Below are 20716 nucleotides of genomic sequence, written 5' to 3'. Positions count from 1 at the left end.
GCAGTTTGGCGGCCGGTTTTGGCCGCTTGTGCTTTGAAGAGGCCGCGCATTGTTGGCCTCAAAGGAACCCACCCATGAACACAGAACAACCCTTGGCCCTTTTAGGCGGCCTGACACCCAGCCAATTCATGAAGCGCCATTGGCAGAAAAAGCCTTTGCTGGTGCGCAATGCCATCCCGGGTTTTTCGCCCTGTGTGGGCCGCGCCGAACTGGTGGCTTTGGCGGGTGAGGAGGGGGTTGAGTCGCGCCTGATCATCGACTCGGACAAAGGCTGGAAGATGAAGCATGGCCCTTTGCTCAAGCGCAGCTTGCCGCCTTTCAGTCAGAAAAAATGGACATTTCTGGTGCAAGGCGTGGACTTGCACCACGATGGCGTGCACGCGCTGATGCAGCAGTTTCGCTTTGTGCCCGATGCACGGCTCGATGATGTGATGATCAGTTACGCCACCGACGGCGGTGGCGTGGGGCCGCACTTTGACAGTTACGACGTGTTTTTGCTGCAAGCCCACGGCCAGCGCAAATGGCGCATCGGGCGTCAAAAAGACTTGAGCCTGCAGCCGGGCGTGCCGCTCAAGATTTTGCAAAATTTTGAAGCTGAAGAAGAGTTTGTGCTCAACCCCGGCGACATGCTGTATCTGCCGCCCAAATATGCGCACGACGGCATCGCGCAAGGCGAATGCATGACCTGGTCGATTGGTTTTCGATCACCGCAAGAAGGCGAGTTGGCCCGTGAGTTGCTGCTCGGCTTGGCCGATGAGGCCTTTGATGGTGTGGGCGATGCGCTGTACCGTGACCCGAAGCAGCTTGCCGTCAGCGCCCCTGCAGCCATGCCGACGCAATTGGGTGATTTTGCACGGCAGGCCATTGCTAAGGCTTTGAATAACCCCCATTTGATCGACAGCTTGCTGGGCGAATACCTGACCGAACCCAAGGCACAGGTATGGTTTGACTCTGTAGAGGACGAACCCGACTTGTCGGTTGGCGTGCAATTGGATCGCCGCACCAAAATGATGTACGACGAGCGTCATATTTTCATCAATGGGGAGAGCTTTCGGGTGGCCGGAAAAGATGCGATGAATTTGCGTGCGTTGGCTGATTTGCGAGAACTTTCAGGGCCTGCATGGAGAAGTTTAAGTAAAAATGCCAAAGAGGCTTTGGTCGATTGGGCGCTCGCTGGATGGCTTTACCCGCGACAGAATCATCCACTTTGAGCTTTTTTACGCTTGCTTTGTCAGTTTGGTGAAGGCAAAGGGAAAACAATTAAGGGAAAACGCTATAATCGTAGGCTGAGTACAAAAGAGCTCGAGTGCTTTTGTCTCGGTCCGACATCCCTCAAAAGTTGTTGTGACAATTTCCGGAAATTGTTTTCTCATCCATTCTTACATCAGGAAAATCAAAATGAACAAGTCTCTCGTTCTGGCCGCCATCATCGCCGCTGCAGCTTTGTCCGCTTGCGGCAAAAAAGAAGAAGCTGCTGCTCCTGCAGCCGCACCTGCTGCTGCTGCACCCGCTGCCGCTCCTGCCGCCCCAGCGGCTGATGCCTCTGCTGCTGCTGCACCCGCTGCCGCTCCTGCTGCTGACGCATCTGCAGCCAAGTAATCTGGCTCAGTTTGAGCGCCTGATGTTGAGTCAGGTTGCCCATCAAAAAACCCCGCATTGCGGGGTTTTTTTTTGGCTGATTGAATCTTGGCTTATCGCAATTGCGGAGCAATCAAATTCAAAATGCGCTCGGCATCTTCCTTGCTGGCAGCTTTGCCCTCAGAGGTCAGAATGCGAATCACGCTTTGATCTGCTGACAAGCCCGTCACACTGATGCGGTAACGAGCCAAAGTCGAGAGTTCAGTTTTGCTGCTGAAGATCCGACTGAAGAAGCCAGGTTGCTCGGCGGTTTTACCTGCTGCAACGTAGCGAACAAAATACAAGCCATTGGCACGATCGCGGTCTTCCACGGTGAAACCGCTGCGATCAAGCGCAACACCTGTACGACGCCATGCACGGTCAAGGGTGTCAATCAAGGTGATGGACGCTTGGCCCTGGGTCACGCCGATGGTGGCACTTTGGCTGACGGGGTTGGCTGCCGTTGCAGCGGCTTTGGCTGCTTCTGGCGAAGTCCCCAGTTTGACCATCAGTCGACGCAAGAACTCAATCTCCAACTCAGGATCGGAAGCGCGAGGTTGCCAAACTGTCTGGTCTTTTTGGGCGTTGGTGTAATTTTCGGCCATGCCTCGGTGTGTGATGTAAATCTCGACGCCACCTTGCGCGTTGCGCTCGATACGGGTTCTAAACTTGTCACGCTCACCAGAGGAATACAGTGATTCCAACACTTTCCCCAAGGTTCTTCGGATGAAGTCTTGTGGAATTTTGGCGCGATTTTCAGCCCAATCTGTTTCCATGATGCCCAGTTCAGGCGAGTCAGTGACCAAAGTGAAGCCATTGCTGGACCAAAATTCGCGCAAAGGCTCCCAAAGCTTGTCTGCGGGCATGGCTGCTACCAACCAGCGTTGATTGCCTTGGCGCTCCAGGCGGACATTGCCCAAGGTGTTGGTTGCGGTACCTGAGTCAACGACCCGCGAACCTGCATTTTGGAAACCAGAGGCCGTGGCCGATGTGCTTTCGATGGCGTAACGCGATTCCTTGCGCAATTGCGTCAAATCGGGGGGGACTTCAAGGGTCGGCGCTTTGGCCGCGCTTTTGTAGTTGATCTTGTCCTCTTCGAGTGCCGCACATGCGTTCAGCAAGGCCGCCAAGGACAGGATGCTGGCTGTCCGCTTAAAGGGGATGGAGGAAAGGGTAAGGAAAGGGGTGGTGTTCACAAACATCCTTGAGGTGCTCATCAAATCAGGCCGGCGGCGTGGAGTGCTGCTTCAACCACTGGGTGTTGGGCCGCAGACAGTTCCGTCATGGGCAGGCGCAAAGTCGGGCCGCTCAGCCCCATGCGTTGCATGGCCCATTTGACAGGGATGGGGTTGGCTTCAACAAACAAGTTTTTGTGCACAGGCAGCAGTTGAAACTGGATGCGCATGGCTTCTTTCACATCACCACGGGTTGCGGCCATGCACAGATCATGCATGAGCCGAGGCGCGACGTTGGCGGTCACGCTGATGTTGCCGGCACCGCCGCACAGCATCAGAGCCACAGCGGTGGCGTCGTCGCCAGAAAACACCGCAAATTCTTTGGGCACTTCACGAATGAGCCACTGGGCACGCTCAATGTTGCTGGTCGCTTCCTTGATGCCGATGATGCCGGGCACCTGGGCCAGTCGCAGCACGGTTTCGTGCTGGAGATCGGCCACGGTGCGGCCTGGCACGTTGTACAAAATCACGGGCAACTCGGGCACAGCCTCGGCGATGGCTTTGAAGTGCTGGTAGAGGCCTTCTTGGGTGGGCTTGTTGTAATAGGGCACCACTTGCAGCTGGGCGTCAGCGCCGACTTTGTGTGCAAATTTGGCCAGATTGATCGCTTCAGCAGTGGAGTTGGCTCCACAACCGGCAATGATCGGGATGCGTTTGGCCGCTTGTTCTACGGAGACACGGATGATTTCACAGTGCTCGTCCACGGTCACAGTGGGCGATTCGCCCGATGTGCCGACCACCACGATGGCGTCTGTGCCTTCGGCAACATGCCAGTCGATCAGTTTTCGCAAAGTGGGGTAGTCCACATTGCCATTGGCAAGCATCGGTGTGATCAGGGCAGGAATGCTGCCACGGATAGGGCGAAATTCGGTGGTCATGTCAGGTGTTTCTGAGCAGGAAAAAAGATCATTCTAACGAGTGCCAGTCACTTGCAGCTTGGCAAACCCTGCACAGGTGCCAAGACATGCCAAGGCGCGAGGCGGGCAGGGTTTCAAGCAGCTTGTAAGGGCCAGCGTTCGATGGCACCGGATGCCCCGGCTCGCACGGCCACAATGCGCTGCACAAAACGGTCTGGCGAAGACTCGAAACCGTCTTCGTAAGCCACTGTGCGCAAGCCAACAGTGGCTTGTAGAAGTTCGCCGGGCTGCAGCAAAAAGTCAGGCCGCGACGGTTTGCCCACGCTTTCGTTGCCTGCCGCAAAGGTTTCGTAAATCAGAACCCCCCCGGGGGCCACAGTGCTCACGAGGGTGGGCAGCAGCGCACGCCACAGGTAATGGGTCACCACCACGCAGCCAAATGTTTGCCCGGCAAAGGGCCATGGGCCGTTTTCAATGTCGGCGCAAATGACCGAGCCACTGGCTTGGGCTATTGCCACCGCTTCGGGGTTGCGGTCCACCCCGGTAACGCGGTGTCCCAGGGCGGACAGATGGCGCATGTGACGACCCGCGCCGCAGGCCACATCGAGCACGGTGCTGCCCGGGGCAATGAGGTGGGACCAGCGTTGGACCCAGGCAGAGGGGTTTTCGGTACCGTGCATGTTCAGTCAAAGGGTAAAGTTAAAAACACGACCACAATTGGTCGGCCAGCATCAGCACCACATCGGGTTGGGCGTACAGCCCGAAGGTGATGGCCAACATCAAGGCTGCGAGCAGCCAAAGGGTGCTTCGGGTGCTCATGCGGTTTGGGGGGATGCACGCACGATGGGGCTCTCACGCACCGGCAAGTTCACCAGCGCAGCCAACACGCCCAGCGCAATGGCCAAGTACCAAACGATGTCGTAGCTGCCGGTCTTGTCGTACAAATAACCACCCAGCCACACGCCCATGAAGGAGCCGATCTGGTGGCCGAAAAAGATGAAACCGCTGAGCATGGACAAATGCGCCACGCCAAAAATGTGCGCCACTGCTGCGTTGGTGGGCGGTACGGTGGACAGCCACAGCAATCCCATCACGGCCGAAAAGATGTAAACGCTGGTGGGCGACAGTGGCACCAGCAAAAACAGCGTGATCGCCACCGAGCGCGAGATGTAAATGGTGGCCAGGATGTGCTTTTTGGGAATTTGTGGGCCCATGGTGCCCGCAATGTAGGTGCCCACCACGTTGAACAGACCAATCAGGGCCAGCGCATAACTGGCCACTTGGGGTGCCATGCCGTGGTCTTTCAGGTAGCTGGGCATGTGCACCCCAATGAACACCACCTGAAAGCCGCACACAAAGTAGCCCGCCATCAGCAGCTGAAAACTTGGGTACTTGAAGGCTTCTTTCAGCGACTGGAGGATGGTCTGCTCACGTTTGACCTGGCCCGCAGCATGCAAAGCCGGCTCGCGCAGCCCCCATGCCAGTGGAATGATCAGCACGGTGGCGGCGGCCAAAATCATCAGGGCGTTTTGCCAACCCGCTTGGCTGATCAGCATGCCTTCCACCGGCACCATCAAAAACTGCCCGAAGCTGCCGGCCGCTGCCGCAATGCCCATGGCCCATGAACGACGCTCGGCCGGCACATTGCGCCCGATCACGCCATAAATCACGGCGTAGGTGGTGCCCGCCTGCGCAGTGCCGATGATGACGCCTGTGAAGAGCGCAAACATCCAGGGCGTTTGGGCCTGGGCCATGCCCATGAGCCCCAATCCATAGAGCAAGGCCCCGGCCGTGATGACGCGGAATGCGCCAAACTTGTCGGCCAGCATCCCTGCAAAAATACCCATAAAACCCCAGGCCAAATTCTGGATGGCCATGGCAAAGCCAAATTCTTGGCGGCCCCAGCCTTGAGTTTGGGTGATGGGCTGAAGCCACAGGCCAAAGCCGTGGCGAATGCCCATGGAGAGGGTGACGATGGCCGCGCCGCAAATCAGCACCTGGGTCAGTGAAAGGGGTTTGTGTTGCATCCCCCGACTTTAACCAATCTCCTTGGCGTTCCCGGTAGCAAGTCAAAACCACTGTCTATGCATCCAGTAAGCTTGCACAAATCCCACTACAATCCGCCACCATGGCCACCCAAACAACTGTCAAAACCTCCAGCGAATACTCCGAAGGCTCGATTCGAGTTCTCAAAGGTCTGGAGCCCGTCAAGCAACGCCCGGGCATGTACACCCGCACCGACAACCCCCTGCACATCATTCAAGAGGTGCTGGACAACGCCGCCGACGAGGCGCTGGCGGGTTACGGCAAAAAGATCAAGGTCATCCTGCACTTGGATGGCTCGGTCAGCATCGAAGACGATGGTCGGGGCATTCCCTTTGGCATGCACCCCGAAGAAAAAGCCCCCGTGATCGAACTGGTCTTCACCCGCTTGCATGCGGGCGGCAAGTTCGACAAGGGCAAGGGCGGCGCCTACAGCTTCTCGGGCGGCCTGCACGGCGTGGGTGTGTCGGTGACCAACGCACTGTCCAAACGGCTGGAAGCCACCAGTTACCGCGAAGGTCAAGTGGCCACCTTGGTGTTTTCGGGCGGCGACGTGACCGAGCCGCTGGTGAGCCGAGCCACAGGCGCGGGTGACCGCAAACAAGGCACGACCGTTCGTGCGTGGCCCGACGCCAAATACTTTGAGTCCAGCAACCTGCCCATGAACGAGCTGACGCACCTGCTGCGCAGCAAAGCCGTGCTCATGCCGGGCGTAACGGTGACCTTGGTCAACGAGAAAACCAAAGAAACCCAGCAATGGCAATTCAAGGCGGGCTTGCGCGACTACCTGACGCAAACGCTCAATGGTGAGCCCGTCATCCCGCTGTTTGAAGGCGAAGGCTTTGCCGACGGCAACAACGACAGCTTTGCCGAAGGCGAGGGCGCCTCGTGGGCCGTGGCCTTTACGGAAGACGGTGCGCCGGTGCGTGAAAGCTACGTCAACCTGATACCCACCAGCGCAGGCGGCACGCACGACAGCGGCTTGCGCGACGGCCTGTTCACCGCCGTCAAAAGCTTCATCGAGCTGCATGGCTTGTTGCCCAAAGGCGTCAAGCTCATGCCCGAAGACGTGTTTGCCCGCGCCAGCTATGTACTGAGTGCCAAAGTGCTGGACCCGCAGTTTCAAGGCCAGATCAAGGAACGCCTGAACTCGCGTGATGCGGTGCGGCTGGTCTCCAGCTTTGTGCGCCCGGCCTTGGAGCTGTGGCTGAACGAGCATGTGGACTACGGCAAAAAACTGGCCGAGTTGGCCATCAAGGCTGCGCAAACCCGCCAGAAGGCCGGTCAAAAGGTGGAAAAGCGCAAGAGCTCCGGCGTGGCCGTGTTGCCCGGCAAACTGACCGATTGCGAGAGCAAAGACATCCTGCACAACGAGGTGTTTTTGGTCGAGGGCGACTCGGCCGGCGGCAGCGCCAAAATGGGCCGCAACAAAGAATGTCAGGCCATTTTGCCCCTGCGCGGCAAGGTACTCAACACCTGGGAAGTCGACCGCGACCGCTTGTTTGCCAACAACGAAATCCATGACATCTCGGTGGCCATTGGCGTGGACCCGCACGGTCCGAACGACAACCCCGACATGAGCAACCTGCGGTATGGCAAGGTGTGCATCTTGAGCGACGCGGATGTGGACGGCTCGCACATCCAGGTGCTGCTGCTGACTTTGTTCTTCCGCCATTTCCCCAAGCTGATTGAAGCGGGTCACCTGTATGTGGCGCGGCCGCCTTTGTTCCGGGTCGATGCGCCTGCACGCGGCAAAAAGCCTGCCTCCAAAGCCTATGCGCTGGACGAGGGCGAGCTCACCGCCATCATCGACAAGCTGCGCAAAGACGGCGTGAAAGAAGGCGGCTGGAGCATCAGCCGTTTCAAGGGCCTGGGCGAGATGAGCGCCGAGCAGCTGTGGGACACCACGCTCAACCCCGACACGCGCCGTTTGCTGCCCATCGAGTTGGGCCCGCTGGACAACGCGGGTACTGAAAACCTGATGATGCAACTGATGGGCAAAGGCGAAGCCGCCGCCCGCCGCGAGCTGATGGAACTGCACGGCGACAGCATCGAAATCGACGTTTGAATTTCTTGTAGGTCGGAGCTTCAGCTCCGACAAATGTGTGCGCACCCCACGTCGGAGCTAAAGCTCCGACCTACAAAACCATTGACATGACCACTGACCTCTTAACCCCCGAACCCACCGCTGCTCCTGAAGGCGACCACCTGGGTGCTTACGCCCAGAGGGCCTATCTGGAATACGCGCTGTCCGTCGTCAAAGGCCGCGCCTTGCCCGATGTGTGCGACGGCCAAAAGCCTGTTCAGCGGCGCATTTTGTATTCGATGGACCGCATGGGCCTCTCTTACAGCGGCCCCAACAACAACACCGCCGCCAAGCCCGTCAAAAGCGCCCGCGTGGTGGGCGATGTGCTGGGCCGTTACCACCCGCACGGCGACACGGCGGCGTATGACGCCCTGGTGCGCATGGCGCAGGACTTTTCGCAGCGCTACCCGCTGATCGACGGCCAGGGTAATTTTGGCTCGCGCGACGGCGACGGCGCGGCCGCCATGCGTTACACCGAAGCGCGGCTGTCGCGCATCACCAGCTTGCTGCTCGACGAGATCGACATGGGCACGGTGGACTTCATCCCCAACTACGACGGCTCCACCGAAGAGCCGCGCCAGCTGCCCGCCCGCTTGCCGTTCAGTTTGCTGAATGGCGCCAGCGGCATTGCCGTGGGCCTGGCCACCGAGATTCCCAGCCACAATCTGCGCGAAGTGGCCGACGCCTGCGTGGCCTTGATCAAAAACGACAAGCTGAGCGACAGCGAGTTGATGGCCATCATCCCTGGCCCCGACTACCCCGGTGGCGGCCAGATCATCAGCCCGGCCAGCGACATCGCCGACGCCTACCGGACGGGACGCGGCAGCCTCAAAGTGCGCGCCCGCTGGAAGATCGAAGAACTCGCCCGTGGCCAATGGCAGCTGGTGGTGACCGAGTTGCCGCAAGGCGTCAGCTCGCAGCGCGTGCTCGAAGAGATCGAAGAACTCACCAACCCCAAAGTCAAAGCCGGTAAAAAAGCGCTCAGCACCGACCAGATGCAGCTCAAGGCCAGCATGCTGGCTGTGCTGGATGTGGTGCGTGACGAATCGAGCAAAGACGCCGCCGTGCGCCTGGTGTTCGAGCCCAAGACCAGCCGCATCGAACAGAGCGAACTCATCACCGCCTTGCTGGCCCACACCAGCTTGGAAACGTCTGCGCCGATCAATATGACGTCCGTGGGCATCGACGGCAAGCCGATTCAAAAATCGCTGCGCCAGATGCTGGTGGAGTGGATCAGCTTCCGCCAGACCACCATCACCCGCCGCAGCCAGCACCGCCTGAACAAAGTGCTGGACCGCATCCACATTCTGGAAGGCCGTCAGCTGGTGCTGCTGAACATCGACGAGGTGATCCGCATCATCCGCCACAGCGATGAGCCCAAGCCCGCGCTGATCGAAGCTTTCAAACTCAGCGACCGCCAGGCCGAAGACATTCTTGAGATTCGCCTGCGCCAACTGGCCCGCCTCGAAGCCATCAAGATCGAGCAAGAGTTGAGCGAACTGCGGGGTGAGCAAGGCAAGCTCGAAGAAATTTTGGGCAGCCCCGCCGCACTGCGCCGTCTGATGATCAAAGAGATCGAAGCCGACGCCAAAACCTTTGCCGACCCACGCCGCACCCTGATCCAGGAAGAGAAAAAAGCCGTGGCCGAAGTCAAGGTGGTGGACGAACCGGTGACGGTGGTCGTGTCGGAAAAAGGCTGGGTACGCGCCCGCACGGGCCATGGCCACGACGCCACCAGCTTCGCCTTCAAGGCGGGCGACGGCCTGTACGGCACTTTTGAATGCCGCACGGTGGACACGCTGCTGATCTTTGGCACGGCCAAAAATGGGACAGGCCGCATCTACAGCGTGCCCGTGGCCACCTTGCCCGGCGCACGCGGCGATGGCCAGCCGATCACCACCCTCATCGATCTGGAAACCGGCACGCAACCCGCCCACTACTTTGCAGGCCCGGCCCACGCCACGCTGCTGCTCAGCGGCTCTGGCGGCTATGGCTTCATGGCCTCGGTCGAGAACATGATTTCGCGCAACAAAGCAGGCAAAGCCTTCATCAGCCTGGGCGATGGTGAAACCGTCTGCGCCCCCAGCCATGTGAGCGGCAGCAGTGCCACCGTGCCTGCCGATAAACAGCCTATGCCCGCGGCGACCAGCGTCTGCTGCGCCAGTGCAGGCGGCCGAGTGCTGACGTTTGAGATCAGCGAACTCAAAACCATGGAAAAAGGCGGCCGGGGCCTGATGCTCATCGACCTGGAAGCCAAAGACACCTTGGCTGGAGCGGCGGCTTACACCCGCAGCGTCAAGATCGCCGGCATTGGCCGAGGCGGCAAAGAGCGCGAAGAAACGCTGGAAATCCGCAGCCTGAACAACGCCAAAACCGCCCGCGCCAAAAAAGGCAAAGTGGCGGACTTGGGCTTCAAGCCGAATCGGGTGACGCGGGTCGAGTGATCAAGGCGCAGTGATGCTTTTTTAAGCACCCCCCGCCAGCCCTTATCTGGCGGGCCTTTCGCGGCTTGTCCCTGCACTTGTCCACAGCTTTGGGCACGGTGTTTGGGGACAGTTCTTTGCAGGGGGCATCTTTCGGGTGTCAACCTTGACCAGCGCAAAAATGTCAATTGACCATGACCAATTTGCCTTTGACACTGCGCGATCCCATGAGGGTGTAAGCTGCCTTGAGTTCGCTCATGGGCAAGGTCCGATCCAAGACAGGTTTGATTTTTCCTTGGGCGTACCATTGACTCAACTCGGCCATCATTGCCGCATTGGCTTGGGGTTCGCGTCGGGCGAAATCACCCCAAAAAACACCAACCAGTGATGCGCCTTTGAGCAAAGGCAGATTCAAGGGCAATGATGGGATGGGCCCCCCCGCAAACCCTACAACCAGATAACGACCACGCCACGCAATTGAGCGAAAAGCGGGTTCTGCCAGTTCTCCCCCGACAGGGTCGTAAATCACATCTGGCCCGCGTCCTTGAGTGAGTTCTTTCAAGGCTTCACGCAAGTTTTGTTGGCTGTAATTGATGGTCTCGTCTGCCCCTAATGAGGTGCACAAAGCGCATTTTTCGTCGGTGGACGCCGCCGCAATGACTTTGGCCCCCATGGCTTTTGCAATCTGAATGGCCGCAGTGCCAACGCCACCTGCGGCACCCAAAATCAAAACGGTTTCGCCTGCTTTCAGCTGCGCACGGTCGACCAAGGCGTGGTGCGAGGTGGCATAGGTCATGATGAATGCAGCCCCATCCGTGGCCGAAAACCCATCCGGTAAGGGCAGGCATAACTTTGCCGGTGCCAATGTGTGTGTTGCAAAGCCTCCGGTGCCTGATAAACAGGCAACCGACTGACCTACAACAAGATGCTTGACCCCTTCGCCCACAGCCTCAATGGTGCCCGCATACTCCGAACCCGGCACAAATGGAAGTTCGGGCTTCATTTGGTATTTGTTCTGCACAATCAAGAGGTCTGGAAAATTCAGGCTTGCTGCTTGAATTTGAATCAGCACCTGGCCTGGGCCCGGTTGCGGTGTGGGCAGCTCTTTCCAGTTCAGGGCATCGACTCCCACAGGGTTTTCACAAAGCCATGCTTGCATTCAATCTCTCCAGATCATCAAGTTCAACAAAGCGTTTGATCTTAGGGAATGGAGCGTATCGTTTCGTGTCCCCCGAGCGACCCCGAGGTGAAGCACCCTGTCAAACGCCAATTGGCGACCGATGGCTGCAGCAGGCCTACAATGGTTCAACCTCAAAAAATTCACATGAAAATTCTGATTTCAAACGACGATGGTTTCCGAGCCGAAGGCATTGTGGCTTTGTACGAATCCTTGAAAAAAATAGCAGATGTTGAGGTTGTTGCGCCTGAACACAACAACAGTGCCAAATCAAATGCTTTGACTTTGCACACCCCTCTCTACGTGAACCGCGCTGAAAATGGCTTCAGATACGTCAATGGCACACCTGCAGACTGTGTGCACATTGCTTTGACGGGCCTATTGGGTTACAAGCCTGATCTGGTGATCTCGGGCATCAACAATGGTGCAAATATGGGGGACGACACGATTTATTCCGGAACGGTGGGCGCTGCCATGGAGGCTTACCTATTTGGGATTCCGGCGATGGCTGTTTCACAAATCAACAAAGGCTGGGAGCATTTGAGTGCGGCCGCCCAGACTGTTCAAAACATGGTCCAGAAAATGATGGTGGGGGCGCTGCTTGACCAGCAGCCTTGGCTGTTGAATGTGAATATTCCCAACTTGCCATTTGAGCAAATCAAGCCCCCCATTGTTTGCCGATTGGGGCGACGGCATGCAGCCGAGCCCGTGATCACACAAGTCGATCCTCGTGGTCAAACAATGTACTGGATTGGCAATGCCGGTCCGGCCATGGATGACAGTGAAGGGACGGATTTCCATTCAGCTCAATTGGGCCATGTGGTCGTCACGCCCCTGAAAGTGGACCTGAGTGACCATGACAACTTGTCTTCTTGGTCGCAATCGTGCAAAGACATTTTTCACCGGACATCCGTATGAAAGAGCGCCCGGGTTTCCCCGCCAAGTGGCGATCTTCGGGCGGCGCAGAGCCAGATCATGGGCGTGCAGTGCAGTCCAAGTTGGGTGCAGGCCAGTCGGAGCGCAATCTGAGTTTAAGGACGGGGGCAATGACCCCGAATGTTCGCACTCAGTCGATGACTTACGCCCCCCATGGACTGCCCGTGACGACCGGTTTAGGGCTGGATTCAAGCGCAGTGCGCGCGCGGATGGTGAGTAAATTGGCAGAGCAGGGCCTGCAAGACCCTTGGGTATTGCAGGCCCTGGGGCGGGTTGATCGCCATCTATTTGTGGCGTCAGCATTGGCCAACCAAGCCTACGAGGACACCAGTTTGCCCATTGGTTTTGGGCAAACGATTTCCAAGCCCAATGTGGTTGCTCGCATGATCGAGTTGTTGCGTCATGGTGCAAACGGACGTCTGGGTCGTGTGCTGGAAATTGGAACGGGTTGTGGTTATCAGGCCGCAGTCCTGAGCCACATGGCCAGCGAGGTTTACAGCATCGAGCGTGTCCGAGGTTTGCATGAACAAGCCAAAGAGCATTTACGGCCCTTTCGTCTGCCCAATGTTCACTTGATCTTCGGTGATGGCATGCAAGGCTATCCCAAGGGGGCACCCTATGCGGGGATTATTTCTGCGGCAGGTGGTGACCAAGTGCCTGCGGCATGGCTGGATCAGTTGGCTGTTGGTGCTCGATTGGTGGCCCCAACCATGACGCCCGCGGGTCACCAGGCATTGCTGGTCGTTGAGAAAACGGCTTCAGGCTACGAACGGCAGGTTTTGGAAGCTGTTCACTTTGTTCCTCTAAAATCAGGGGTCGAATAAATGATTGAGCTCGGATGATATTCAACGCCTTACCCCGTCGATTTTGGACTTGTCTGACCGCTTTGATTTTGGTCGGATGCTCTGCTTCACCACGCGCACCTGCGCCAGTGGAAGACCGCATGCAGGGCGTCACTGTCAGGAGTGCCCCCGTTCCTGCGCTTATTGCGTCGACTTTGCCCGGTGCTGAAAATGCGGGCAAACCGGGGTACTACACCGTACAAAAAGGGGACACCCTGACACGGGTTGCCTTGGACCATGGTCAGTCATGGCGCGATTTGGTGCGTTGGAACAGTTTGTCCAATGCCCATCTGATCGAGGTGGGCCAGGTTTTGCGTGTCCTGCCGCCAGGGGCTTCTGTGGAAGCCAAAGGTGTGGTTGTCCAACCGATTGGCGGCAGTGCCGAGGTGGTGGTCAGCAAACCTGCTGCTTCCCCGCCTTTGCCAGTTGCAGGCACCTCCACAACAACGGGCAATGACGATGGGCTAGGGTTCATCTGGCCCGCCAGTGGAAATTTACTCGCTGGTTTTGATGATGTGAAAAACAAGGGTCTTGACATTGGCGGCAAAGCGGGCGATCCGGTTTTGGCCGCCGCAGACGGCCATGTTGTGTATGCTGGTGCGGGTTTGCGAGGTTACGGCAACTTGATCATCTTGAAGCACAACAACACTTTTTTGAGCGCATACGCTCACAACCAAGCCTTGTTGGTCAAGGAGGACCAAAAGGTCAATAAAGGGCAAAAGATCGCCGAAATGGGCAAAACCGATGCTGACCGCGTCAAACTCCATTTCGAGATTCGCCGCCAAGGAAAACCTGTCGATCCAGCCAAGTATTTGCCCAGTCGCTGAAGTGTCCATGCATTGACCCGCCAACAGAAGAAAGTCTTCGACGCGGTAGCGGCATTGATGTGGCCTCACCAGCGTTTTTCCCTTTCTTGTTGGATTGGGTATATCCCATCAAAAGTATGACGCAGCCCCATCAAGTGGGCACCACATCCTGAGACAATCAGGGCATGAGCGATCCAGACATTTCCCTATCCCAAGCCCACGCCGACGAACCCAGCCACTCCAGTGCTGACCTGCCCGAGGGCTGGTTGCGTGTCGGCTCCCTGGACATGGATGCCCAAGGCATCGCCCGCCGCCCTGACGGCAAAGTCGTGTTCATTGAAGGCGCTTTGCCTTTTGAGCTGGTCTCGGTCAACGTGCACCGCAAAAAGAACAACTGGGAGCAGGGCACCGTCACCCAGATCCACCACGAGTCATCCCAGCGCGTGCGGCCTGGTTGCCCGCATTTCGGCCTGCATGCGGGGGCCTGCGGCGGTTGCAAGATGCAGCACCTGGAGGCATCGGCCCAAGTGGCCATCAAGCAACGCGTGCTCGAAGACAACCTGTGGCACCTGGGCAAAGTCAAAGCCGAAACCATGCTGCGCCCCATCGAGGGGCCGACTTGGGGCTACCGCTACCGCGCCCGCCTGTCGGTGCGCTACGTGATCAAAAAAGGCGAAGTGCTGATTGGTTTCCACGAGCGCAAAAGCCGCTACATCGCCGACATGAAAGTGTGCCATGTGCTGCCGCCGCATGTCAGTCGGATGCTGCTGCCTTTGCGTGCCTTGATTGGGCAGATGGAGGCCCGCGAAACACTGCCCCAGCTGGAGTTGGCCTGTGGCGACGAGGTCACGGCCTTGGTCCTGCGCCACCTGGAACCCTTGGGCGAGGGCGACAAAGCCCTGCTGCGTGCATTTGCCGCCGAGCACCAGGTGCAATGGTGGCTGCAGCCCAAAGGCCCGGACACGGTGCATTTGCTTGATGAGGGTGGGTCACAGCTCAGTTATGGTTTGCCCGACTTTGGCATCACCATGCCATTTCGGCCCACCGATTTCACCCAAGTCAATCCCTTCATCAACCGCGTGCTGGTGGCCCGTGCCTTGCGCCTGCTGCAAGCGCAAAAGACCGAGCGGGTCATTGACTGGTTCTGCGGCCTGGGCAACTTCACCTTGCCGCTCGCCACGCAAGCGGGGAAGGTATTGGGCATTGAAGGGGCCGAGACCCTGGTGGCACGTTCACGCGACAACTATGCCCGCAACCAAGCTACACGGCCCGAAGGTCAGACCTTGGCCCCTACGCAGTTTGTGGCGCGCAATTTGTTCGAGATGACGCCCGAGATGCTGGTGGCCGACGGCACCGCCGACAAATGGCTGGTGGACCCGCCGCGCGAAGGTGCCTTTGCCCTGAGCAAAGCGCTGGCCGAGCTGCACGAAAACCAGGACCTGCGCCAAGGCTGGACACCACCCCAGCGCATTGTGTATGTGAGCTGCAACCCCGCCACCCTGGCTCGGGATGCGGGCATTTTGGTGCACCGTGCAGGTTACCGCTGTGTGGCCGCAGGGGTCATCAACATGTTCGCGCACACGGCCCATGTGGAGAGCATGGCGGTGTTTGAGTTGGCCTGAAGACTCTTTGACGGGCAGTGACCCACTTGCCTGCCGATCGGCATAGGGGGGCCGCGATTTTCGCAGCCGCCCCTGCCACACCACCCGGCATGCGGGTCCGCACCGGGCGGTTCGAGAGCTTGAGGTCATGACAGCCTTGGCACTCCCAACCTATCAAAGTACGCAATCGTCAGCACCGTCTTGAGCAACCGGTCACTGTTGCGCCACCAGCGACGGCTATTCACCGCCACTTGCCGCGCCACGTTCTCCTTTGCTCCCAGTGCCTTCAGCTCCCGATAGATCGCCCGGGGACTCTTCCAGTGCTTGAGCTGGATGGCCCTCAACCGATGACGCAGCCACTCATCCAACTCTCGCCAGACCCTGGGCGTTTGCGACATCCCGAAGTACGCCTTCCAGCCCAGCACGTAGGGCCGCAGCTTTTCCACCACTTGCGCCATGCTGCGCCCACCCGAGCGGCGCGTGAGTTGCCGGATGCGGGCCTTGAAGTTGTCCAGTGCCTTGTAGGCCACCGCACATTTGACTTCTTTGCCCTTGGCCACCCACAGCTCGTAACCCAGAAACTTGCGCCCGAAGGCGCTGGCCACCGCGCTCTTGGCTTCGTTGATCTGAAGCTTCAGGCCCGTGTAGAGTTTTCTGAGATACGCCATCACCCGCTCGCCAGCTCGTCTGCTGCCCACGTAAACGTTGCAGTCGTCAGCGTAGCGCGCGAAGCTGTAGCTGCGCGCCTCCAACGCCTTGTCCACTTCGTCGAGCAACACATTGGCCAGCAGCGGACTGAGCGGCCCGCCTTGCGGCGTGCCCAAGTGGCGATCGACCACCACCCCGCCATCCATGATCCCAGCATTCAGATACGCCCGAATCAGCCGGATCACGCCAGCGTCATCGATGCGCCTTTTGAGCCTGTCGATCAGGATGTCGTGATTGACTCGGTCAAAGAACTTGGCCAAGTCCACGTCCACCACCACGCGCTTGCCCGATTGGACGAACGCCCGCGCGGCCTTGACCGCATCGTGTGCACGCCTGCCCGGTCGAAACCCGTGGCTGTGCTCGCTGAAGGTGGGGTCGATCAACGGTTGCAGCACTTGAAGCAGTGCTTGCTGGATCAATCGATCTATGACCGTCGGAATGCCCAGCTCGCGCTGGCTGCCGTCCGGTTTGGGAATCAATACCTTGCGTACCGGACTGGGCCGGTAGCTTCCTTCCAGCAGCGCTTGGCGAATGTCCGGCCAGCTCGTTTGCAGCAAACGGGCGGTTTGCTCGATATTGAGCCCGTCAACCCCGGCTGCGCCCTTGTTGGCCTTGACCCGCTTCCACGCCGTTTGCAGGCTCTGCCCTTGTCAGCGCCGCCTCCAGCAGGCCACCTGTGCCTGCCAGTTGCTTTGCCGACCCTGTATCCGGGTGCTCATGCAACGTACCTCGGGTTTCGTCGCTGGCAGTGTCTGGCCCGGCTTCACCGTGCCGCCTTCCTGCCCGCCCGGATCGCTCCGGCATCTGACGCATGACCTTGTGGCTTTGCATGTCCTCGGTTACTCACTCTCGTTCGGTCCTTCGCTCTTGCCTTGTGGCCTCAGCGGCCCCGGCTTGCAGCTACTACGACCTCTGCTGACTTCTCGCTCCGGCAAAGCCGTCTTCCTTTCAGAAACAAGGCGAGATCTCCCCAGGTAAGGGTCGCACACCTTCATCGCAAAACCGCCGCATCTACGCCACCTCGCCTTGGTCACAAGAGCTTCGCGGTTTCGTGCCCGCTCGCCCTGCTTGGCAACGCCTTCTATGCGGTTCTTGTTCATCGGCTCACGATTTACGCTCCACGCTTCCTTCCCACGCTCGGTCGCCCTCACGCAGTTGCGCAACACTCAAGCTCACTGTGACCAGCTCGCAGCGGGACTTGCACCCGCAGGTGTGCGCCCATGCTGGGCGCACACGTCAAAAAGGCTCCCGAAGGAGCCTTTTTGATGGAACCACAGGACCGTTATCAGTCGCGTTCGCCACCCATGATGCCCAGCAGAGCCAGAAGGCTTTGGAAAACGTTGAAGATGTCCATGTACAAAGCCAAGGTGGCACTGATGTAGTTGGTTTCGCCGCCATCGATGATCTGTTTGAGGTCATACAACATGTAAGCGCTGAAAATACCAATGGCCATGACCGAGATGACCATCATGCCCACAGTAGAGCCCACAAACACGTTGATGATGCCGCCGATCATGATGGCCAAAGCACCGACAAACAGCCACTTGGACATGCCTGACAGATCACGTTTGATGGTACTGGCCAAACTGGCCATCACGAAAAACACGCCTGCTGTGCCTGCAAAGGCGGTCATGATCAGTTCGGAGCCGTTTTTGAAGCCCAGCACCATGGCGATCATGCGGGACAGCATCAAACCCATGAAGAAGGTGAAGGCCAACAAGACGGGCACGCCAGCCGCAGAGTTTTTGGTTTTTTCGATGGCAAACATGAAACCGAAGGCTCCGGCCATGAACACAATCAGGCCCACGCCACCGGACAGTGAACGGGTGATGCCAGTGGCCACGCCAAGCCAAGCGCCCAAAACAGTGGGCAATAGACTCAAGGCCAGCAGCCAATAAGTGTTGCGCAGAACGCGGTTGCGAGCCGCTGTGTCCACATGGCCCCAGCCATTGGAATTGAGAGTTTGAAGGTCGCTCATGGTGTATCTCCTGTCATGCCTGATTAAAGGTGGTCTCATTGTAGGGTGACCCTCATCGCTTTGGCTTGACTCCTGGGATTCCCGGCAGTTGATGGGGTTATACGGGTGCATCAGTTTTGCGTTGAAGTGAGCAATCGAGGGCGCGGGCCCGTGTATGCTTGTGGTTTTCATTTTTCAGACCCTCACCTCCATGAAAACTCAGTCTTCTCTCGAACTGTCCGATGTCAAAGCCATTGCCGCTGCGGCCGAAGCCGAAGCCCTCCAGAACAATTGGGCAGTCAGCATCGCCATTGTGGATGCGGGTGGCCATTTGCTGCACTTTGCCCGTCTGGACGGTGCGCCCCCTGTGTCTTCGCATATCGCCCCAGCCAAAGCGCACACCGCAGCTTTGGGTCGCCGCGAGAGCAAGGTGTACGAAGACGTGATCAATGGTGGACGCACTTCCTTTTTGTCGGCTCCGACCATCCACGGCATGCTCGAAGGCGGTGTGCCGATCATGAAAGACGGTTTTTGCCTGGGCGCAGTTGGCGTGAGTGGCGTCAAGTCGAACGAAGACGCTCAGATCGCCAAAGCCGGTATCGCCGCCATCGGTCTGTGATGGCCTGATCAGGGCAGTCTGGGGCTGTCCTGACAGGTTTGCCAAAACCATTGACCCACAAAAAAGCCGCTGAAAAGCGGCTTTTTTGTGGGCGTCAAGAACGCATCAATACAGGTCGAGCACAGCACCTTTGCTCGCGCTCGATGCATTAAAAGCGAACTTGGCCTGCACGCCACGGGTGTAACGGGGTTCGGGGGCTTTCCAGCCTTCACGGCGTTTGGCCAGTTCGGCTTCGGGCACGTTCAATTCCAAAATCAGCTTGTGCGCGTCGATGGTGATGCTGTCACCCTCGTTCACAAAGGCGATGGTGCCGCCTGCTGCAGCTTCTGGGGCGACGTGGCCCACCACCATGCCCCAGGTGCCACCGGAGAAGCGACCGTCAGTGATCAGGCCCACGCTTTCACCCAAGCCTGCACCGATGAGCGCGCCCGTGGGGGCCAGCATTTCGGGCATGCCGGGGCCGCCTTTGGGGCCGAGGTAACGCAAAACCATCACGTCACCGGCTTGAATCTTGCCTGCCAAGATGGCTTGCAGGGCCGATTGTTCGTCGTCGAACACGCGGGCTGGGCCAGTGATGACGGGGTTTTTCAGGCCAGTGATCTTGGCCACGGCGCCTTCGGGCGACAGGTTGCCCTTGAGGATGGCCAAGTGGCCTTCGGCGTACATGGGCTTGTCAATCGGGCGGATCACATCTTGGTCAGCGCGAGGAACGTCGGGCACGTCCTTCAGGTTTTCGGCAATGGTTTTGCCAGTGATGGTCATGCAGTCGCCGTGCAACAAGCCAGCGGCCAGCAAGGTTTTCATGACTTGCGGAATGCCGCCCGCTTGGTGCAGGTCAACCGCCAGGTACTTGCCGCTGGGCTTCAAATCGCAAATCACGGGGATTTTCTTGCGCATGCGCTCGAAGTCGTCAATGCTCCATTCCACGCCTGCGGTGTGGGCGATGGCCAAGAAGTGCAGCACCGCGTTGGTCGAGCCACCTGTGGCCATGATCACGGCCACGGCGTTTTCAATGGCTTCTTTGGTGACGATGTCGCGGGGCTTCAAGTCGTTTTTGATGGCTTCGATCAGCACTTTGGCCGATTCTTTGGCCGAGTTCTGCTTTTCGTCGTGCGGGTTGGCCATGGTCGACGAGTAGGGCAGGGACATGCCCAGCGCCTCAAAAGCCGAGGACATGGTGTTGGCGGTGTACATGCCGCCGCAAGAGCCCGTTCCGGGAATGGCGCGTTTTTCGATTTCTTTCAGGTCAAAGTCGCTCAGCTTGCCCGCTGCGTTTTCGCCCACGGCTTCAAAAACGCTCACGATGTTCAAGTCTTTGCCTTGGTAGCGGCCGGGCAAGATGGTGCCGCCGTAGACATAAATGGCCGGCACGTTGGCGCGCAGCATGCCCATCATGCCGCCGGGCATGTTTTTGTCGCAGCCGCCGACCACCAACACGCCGTCCATCCACTGGCCTTGCACGCAGGTTTCGATGCAGTCCGAGATGACTTCGCGGCTGACCAGCGAGAACTTCATGCCCTCGGTACCCATGGCCATGCCGTCCGAGATGGTGGGGGTGCCAAAGACCTGGGCGTTGCCACCGGCTTCTTCAATGCCTTGGATGGCCGCGTCAGCCAACTTTTGCAGGCCGCTGTTGCACGGGGTGATGGTGCTGTGGCCGTTGGCCACGCCCACCATGGGTTTGACGAAATCCCCCTCTTCATAGCCCATGGCGTAGTACATCGAGCGGTTCGGGGCGCGGGATTTGCCCTGGGTGATGTTGGCGCTGCGGCGGTTGATGGGGGTGATCGGGATGATTTTGTCGCTCAT

The 20716-nt window shown here is 58.5% G+C and carries 16 protein-coding genes and 1 pseudogene; 9 read left to right on the top strand and 8 right to left on the bottom strand.

All coding sequences use genetic code 11. The features are described from left to right. Positions 1–74: 74 nt before the first annotated feature. Together AMM41_RS15690 and AMM41_RS15685 are read left to right on the top strand one after the other, a co-directional pair. Positions 75–1211, top strand: a complete 1137-nt coding sequence (locus AMM41_RS15690; RefSeq protein WP_089961165.1) for a JmjC domain-containing protein — start codon at positions 75–77, stop codon at positions 1209–1211. A 187-nt stretch (positions 1212–1398) separates the two neighbouring features. Then, positions 1399–1599 (top strand): hypothetical protein, encoded by a 201-nt coding sequence (locus tag AMM41_RS15685; protein ID WP_089961026.1) that lies wholly within the window; start codon positions 1399–1401, stop codon positions 1597–1599. A 92-nt stretch (positions 1600–1691) separates the two neighbouring features. On the opposite strand, the gene bamC is transcribed toward AMM41_RS15685, so the two are convergent. From bamC to AMM41_RS15665, 4 genes are all read right to left on the bottom strand, one after another. Then, complete coding sequence (bamC, locus tag AMM41_RS15680; protein ID WP_194944823.1) at positions 1692–2819, bottom strand: outer membrane protein assembly factor BamC; 1128 nt, start codon at positions 2817–2819, stop codon at positions 1692–1694. Between the two features lie 14 nt (positions 2820–2833). Further along, positions 2834–3730: a 4-hydroxy-tetrahydrodipicolinate synthase gene (dapA, locus tag AMM41_RS15675; protein WP_089961019.1), complete on the bottom strand. Its 897-nt coding sequence runs from the start codon at positions 3728–3730 to the stop codon at positions 2834–2836. 113 nt (positions 3731–3843) lie between these two features. After that, positions 3844–4389, bottom strand: a complete 546-nt coding sequence (locus AMM41_RS15670; protein ID WP_089961014.1) for a class I SAM-dependent methyltransferase — start codon at positions 4387–4389, stop codon at positions 3844–3846. Between the two features lie 135 nt (positions 4390–4524). Then, complete coding sequence (locus AMM41_RS15665; protein ID WP_089961012.1) at positions 4525–5736, bottom strand: MFS transporter; 1212 nt, start codon at positions 5734–5736, stop codon at positions 4525–4527. A gap of 101 nt (positions 5737–5837) precedes the next feature. On the opposite strand from AMM41_RS15665, the gene AMM41_RS15660 reads away from it, so the two are divergent. Both AMM41_RS15660 and parC read left to right on the top strand, forming a co-directional pair. After that, complete coding sequence (locus AMM41_RS15660) at positions 5838–7820, top strand: DNA topoisomerase IV subunit B (protein ID WP_089961008.1); 1983 nt, start codon at positions 5838–5840, stop codon at positions 7818–7820. An 86-nt stretch (positions 7821–7906) separates the two neighbouring features. Next, a complete protein-coding gene (gene parC / locus AMM41_RS15655) occupies positions 7907–10282 on the top strand; it encodes a DNA topoisomerase IV subunit A (protein WP_089961004.1) in 2376 nt (791 codons plus the stop codon). Between the two features lie 163 nt (positions 10283–10445). Here the strand turns inward: parC and AMM41_RS15650 are convergent, their stop codons facing one another. Further along, positions 10446–11420, bottom strand: coding sequence for an NADPH:quinone oxidoreductase family protein (locus AMM41_RS15650; protein ID WP_089961000.1), 975 nt, complete (start codon positions 11418–11420; stop codon positions 10446–10448). A 165-nt stretch (positions 11421–11585) separates the two neighbouring features. Here AMM41_RS15650 and surE point away from each other — a divergent pair, with 165 nt between their 5' ends. The 4 genes from surE to rlmD all read left to right on the top strand — a co-directional run bounded on the left by surE (position 11586) and on the right by rlmD (position 15644). Next, complete coding sequence (gene surE / locus AMM41_RS15645; protein WP_089961162.1) at positions 11586–12356, top strand: 5'/3'-nucleotidase SurE; 771 nt, start codon at positions 11586–11588, stop codon at positions 12354–12356. A gap of 155 nt (positions 12357–12511) precedes the next feature. Next, positions 12512–13198: a protein-L-isoaspartate(D-aspartate) O-methyltransferase gene (locus tag AMM41_RS15640; RefSeq protein ID WP_228769316.1), complete on the top strand. Its 687-nt coding sequence runs from the start codon at positions 12512–12514 to the stop codon at positions 13196–13198. Positions 13199–13317: 119 nt separating this feature from the next. Next, positions 13318–14043 carry a peptidoglycan DD-metalloendopeptidase family protein gene (locus AMM41_RS15635; protein WP_228769311.1) on the top strand — a complete coding sequence of 242 codons (726 nt, stop codon included), beginning with the start codon at positions 13318–13320 and terminating at the stop codon, positions 14041–14043. A 164-nt stretch (positions 14044–14207) separates the two neighbouring features. Continuing rightward, positions 14208–15644: a 23S rRNA (uracil(1939)-C(5))-methyltransferase RlmD gene (gene rlmD, locus AMM41_RS15630; RefSeq protein WP_089960993.1), complete on the top strand. Its 1437-nt coding sequence runs from the start codon at positions 14208–14210 to the stop codon at positions 15642–15644. Positions 15645–15769: 125 nt separating this feature from the next. Here rlmD and ltrA read toward each other — a convergent pair. Both ltrA and AMM41_RS15615 read right to left on the bottom strand, forming a co-directional pair. Beyond that, a pseudogene (gene ltrA, locus AMM41_RS15625) lies at positions 15770–17162 on the bottom strand (group II intron reverse transcriptase/maturase). 454 nt (positions 17163–17616) lie between these two features. Beyond that, a complete protein-coding gene (locus AMM41_RS15615; RefSeq protein ID WP_089960990.1) occupies positions 17617–18309 on the bottom strand; it encodes a Bax inhibitor-1/YccA family protein in 693 nt (230 codons plus the stop codon). 190 nt (positions 18310–18499) lie between these two features. Between AMM41_RS15615 and AMM41_RS15610 the strand changes: the two genes are divergently transcribed. Continuing rightward, on the top strand, positions 18500–18907 hold the full coding sequence (locus AMM41_RS15610; RefSeq protein ID WP_089961151.1) for a GlcG/HbpS family heme-binding protein: 408 nt from the start codon (positions 18500–18502) through the stop codon (positions 18905–18907). Between the two features lie 105 nt (positions 18908–19012). Here the strand turns inward: AMM41_RS15610 and ilvD are convergent, their stop codons facing one another. Beyond that, entirely contained in the window at positions 19013–20716 is a 1704-nt protein-coding gene (ilvD, locus tag AMM41_RS15605) for a dihydroxy-acid dehydratase (protein ID WP_089960987.1), read from the bottom strand.

It is taken from the genome of Limnohabitans sp. 2KL-3, from assembly GCF_001269405.1.
Lineage (GTDB): Bacteria > Pseudomonadota > Gammaproteobacteria > Burkholderiales > Burkholderiaceae_C > Limnohabitans_A.
This window is presented reverse-complemented; position numbering and strand designations above follow the sequence as displayed.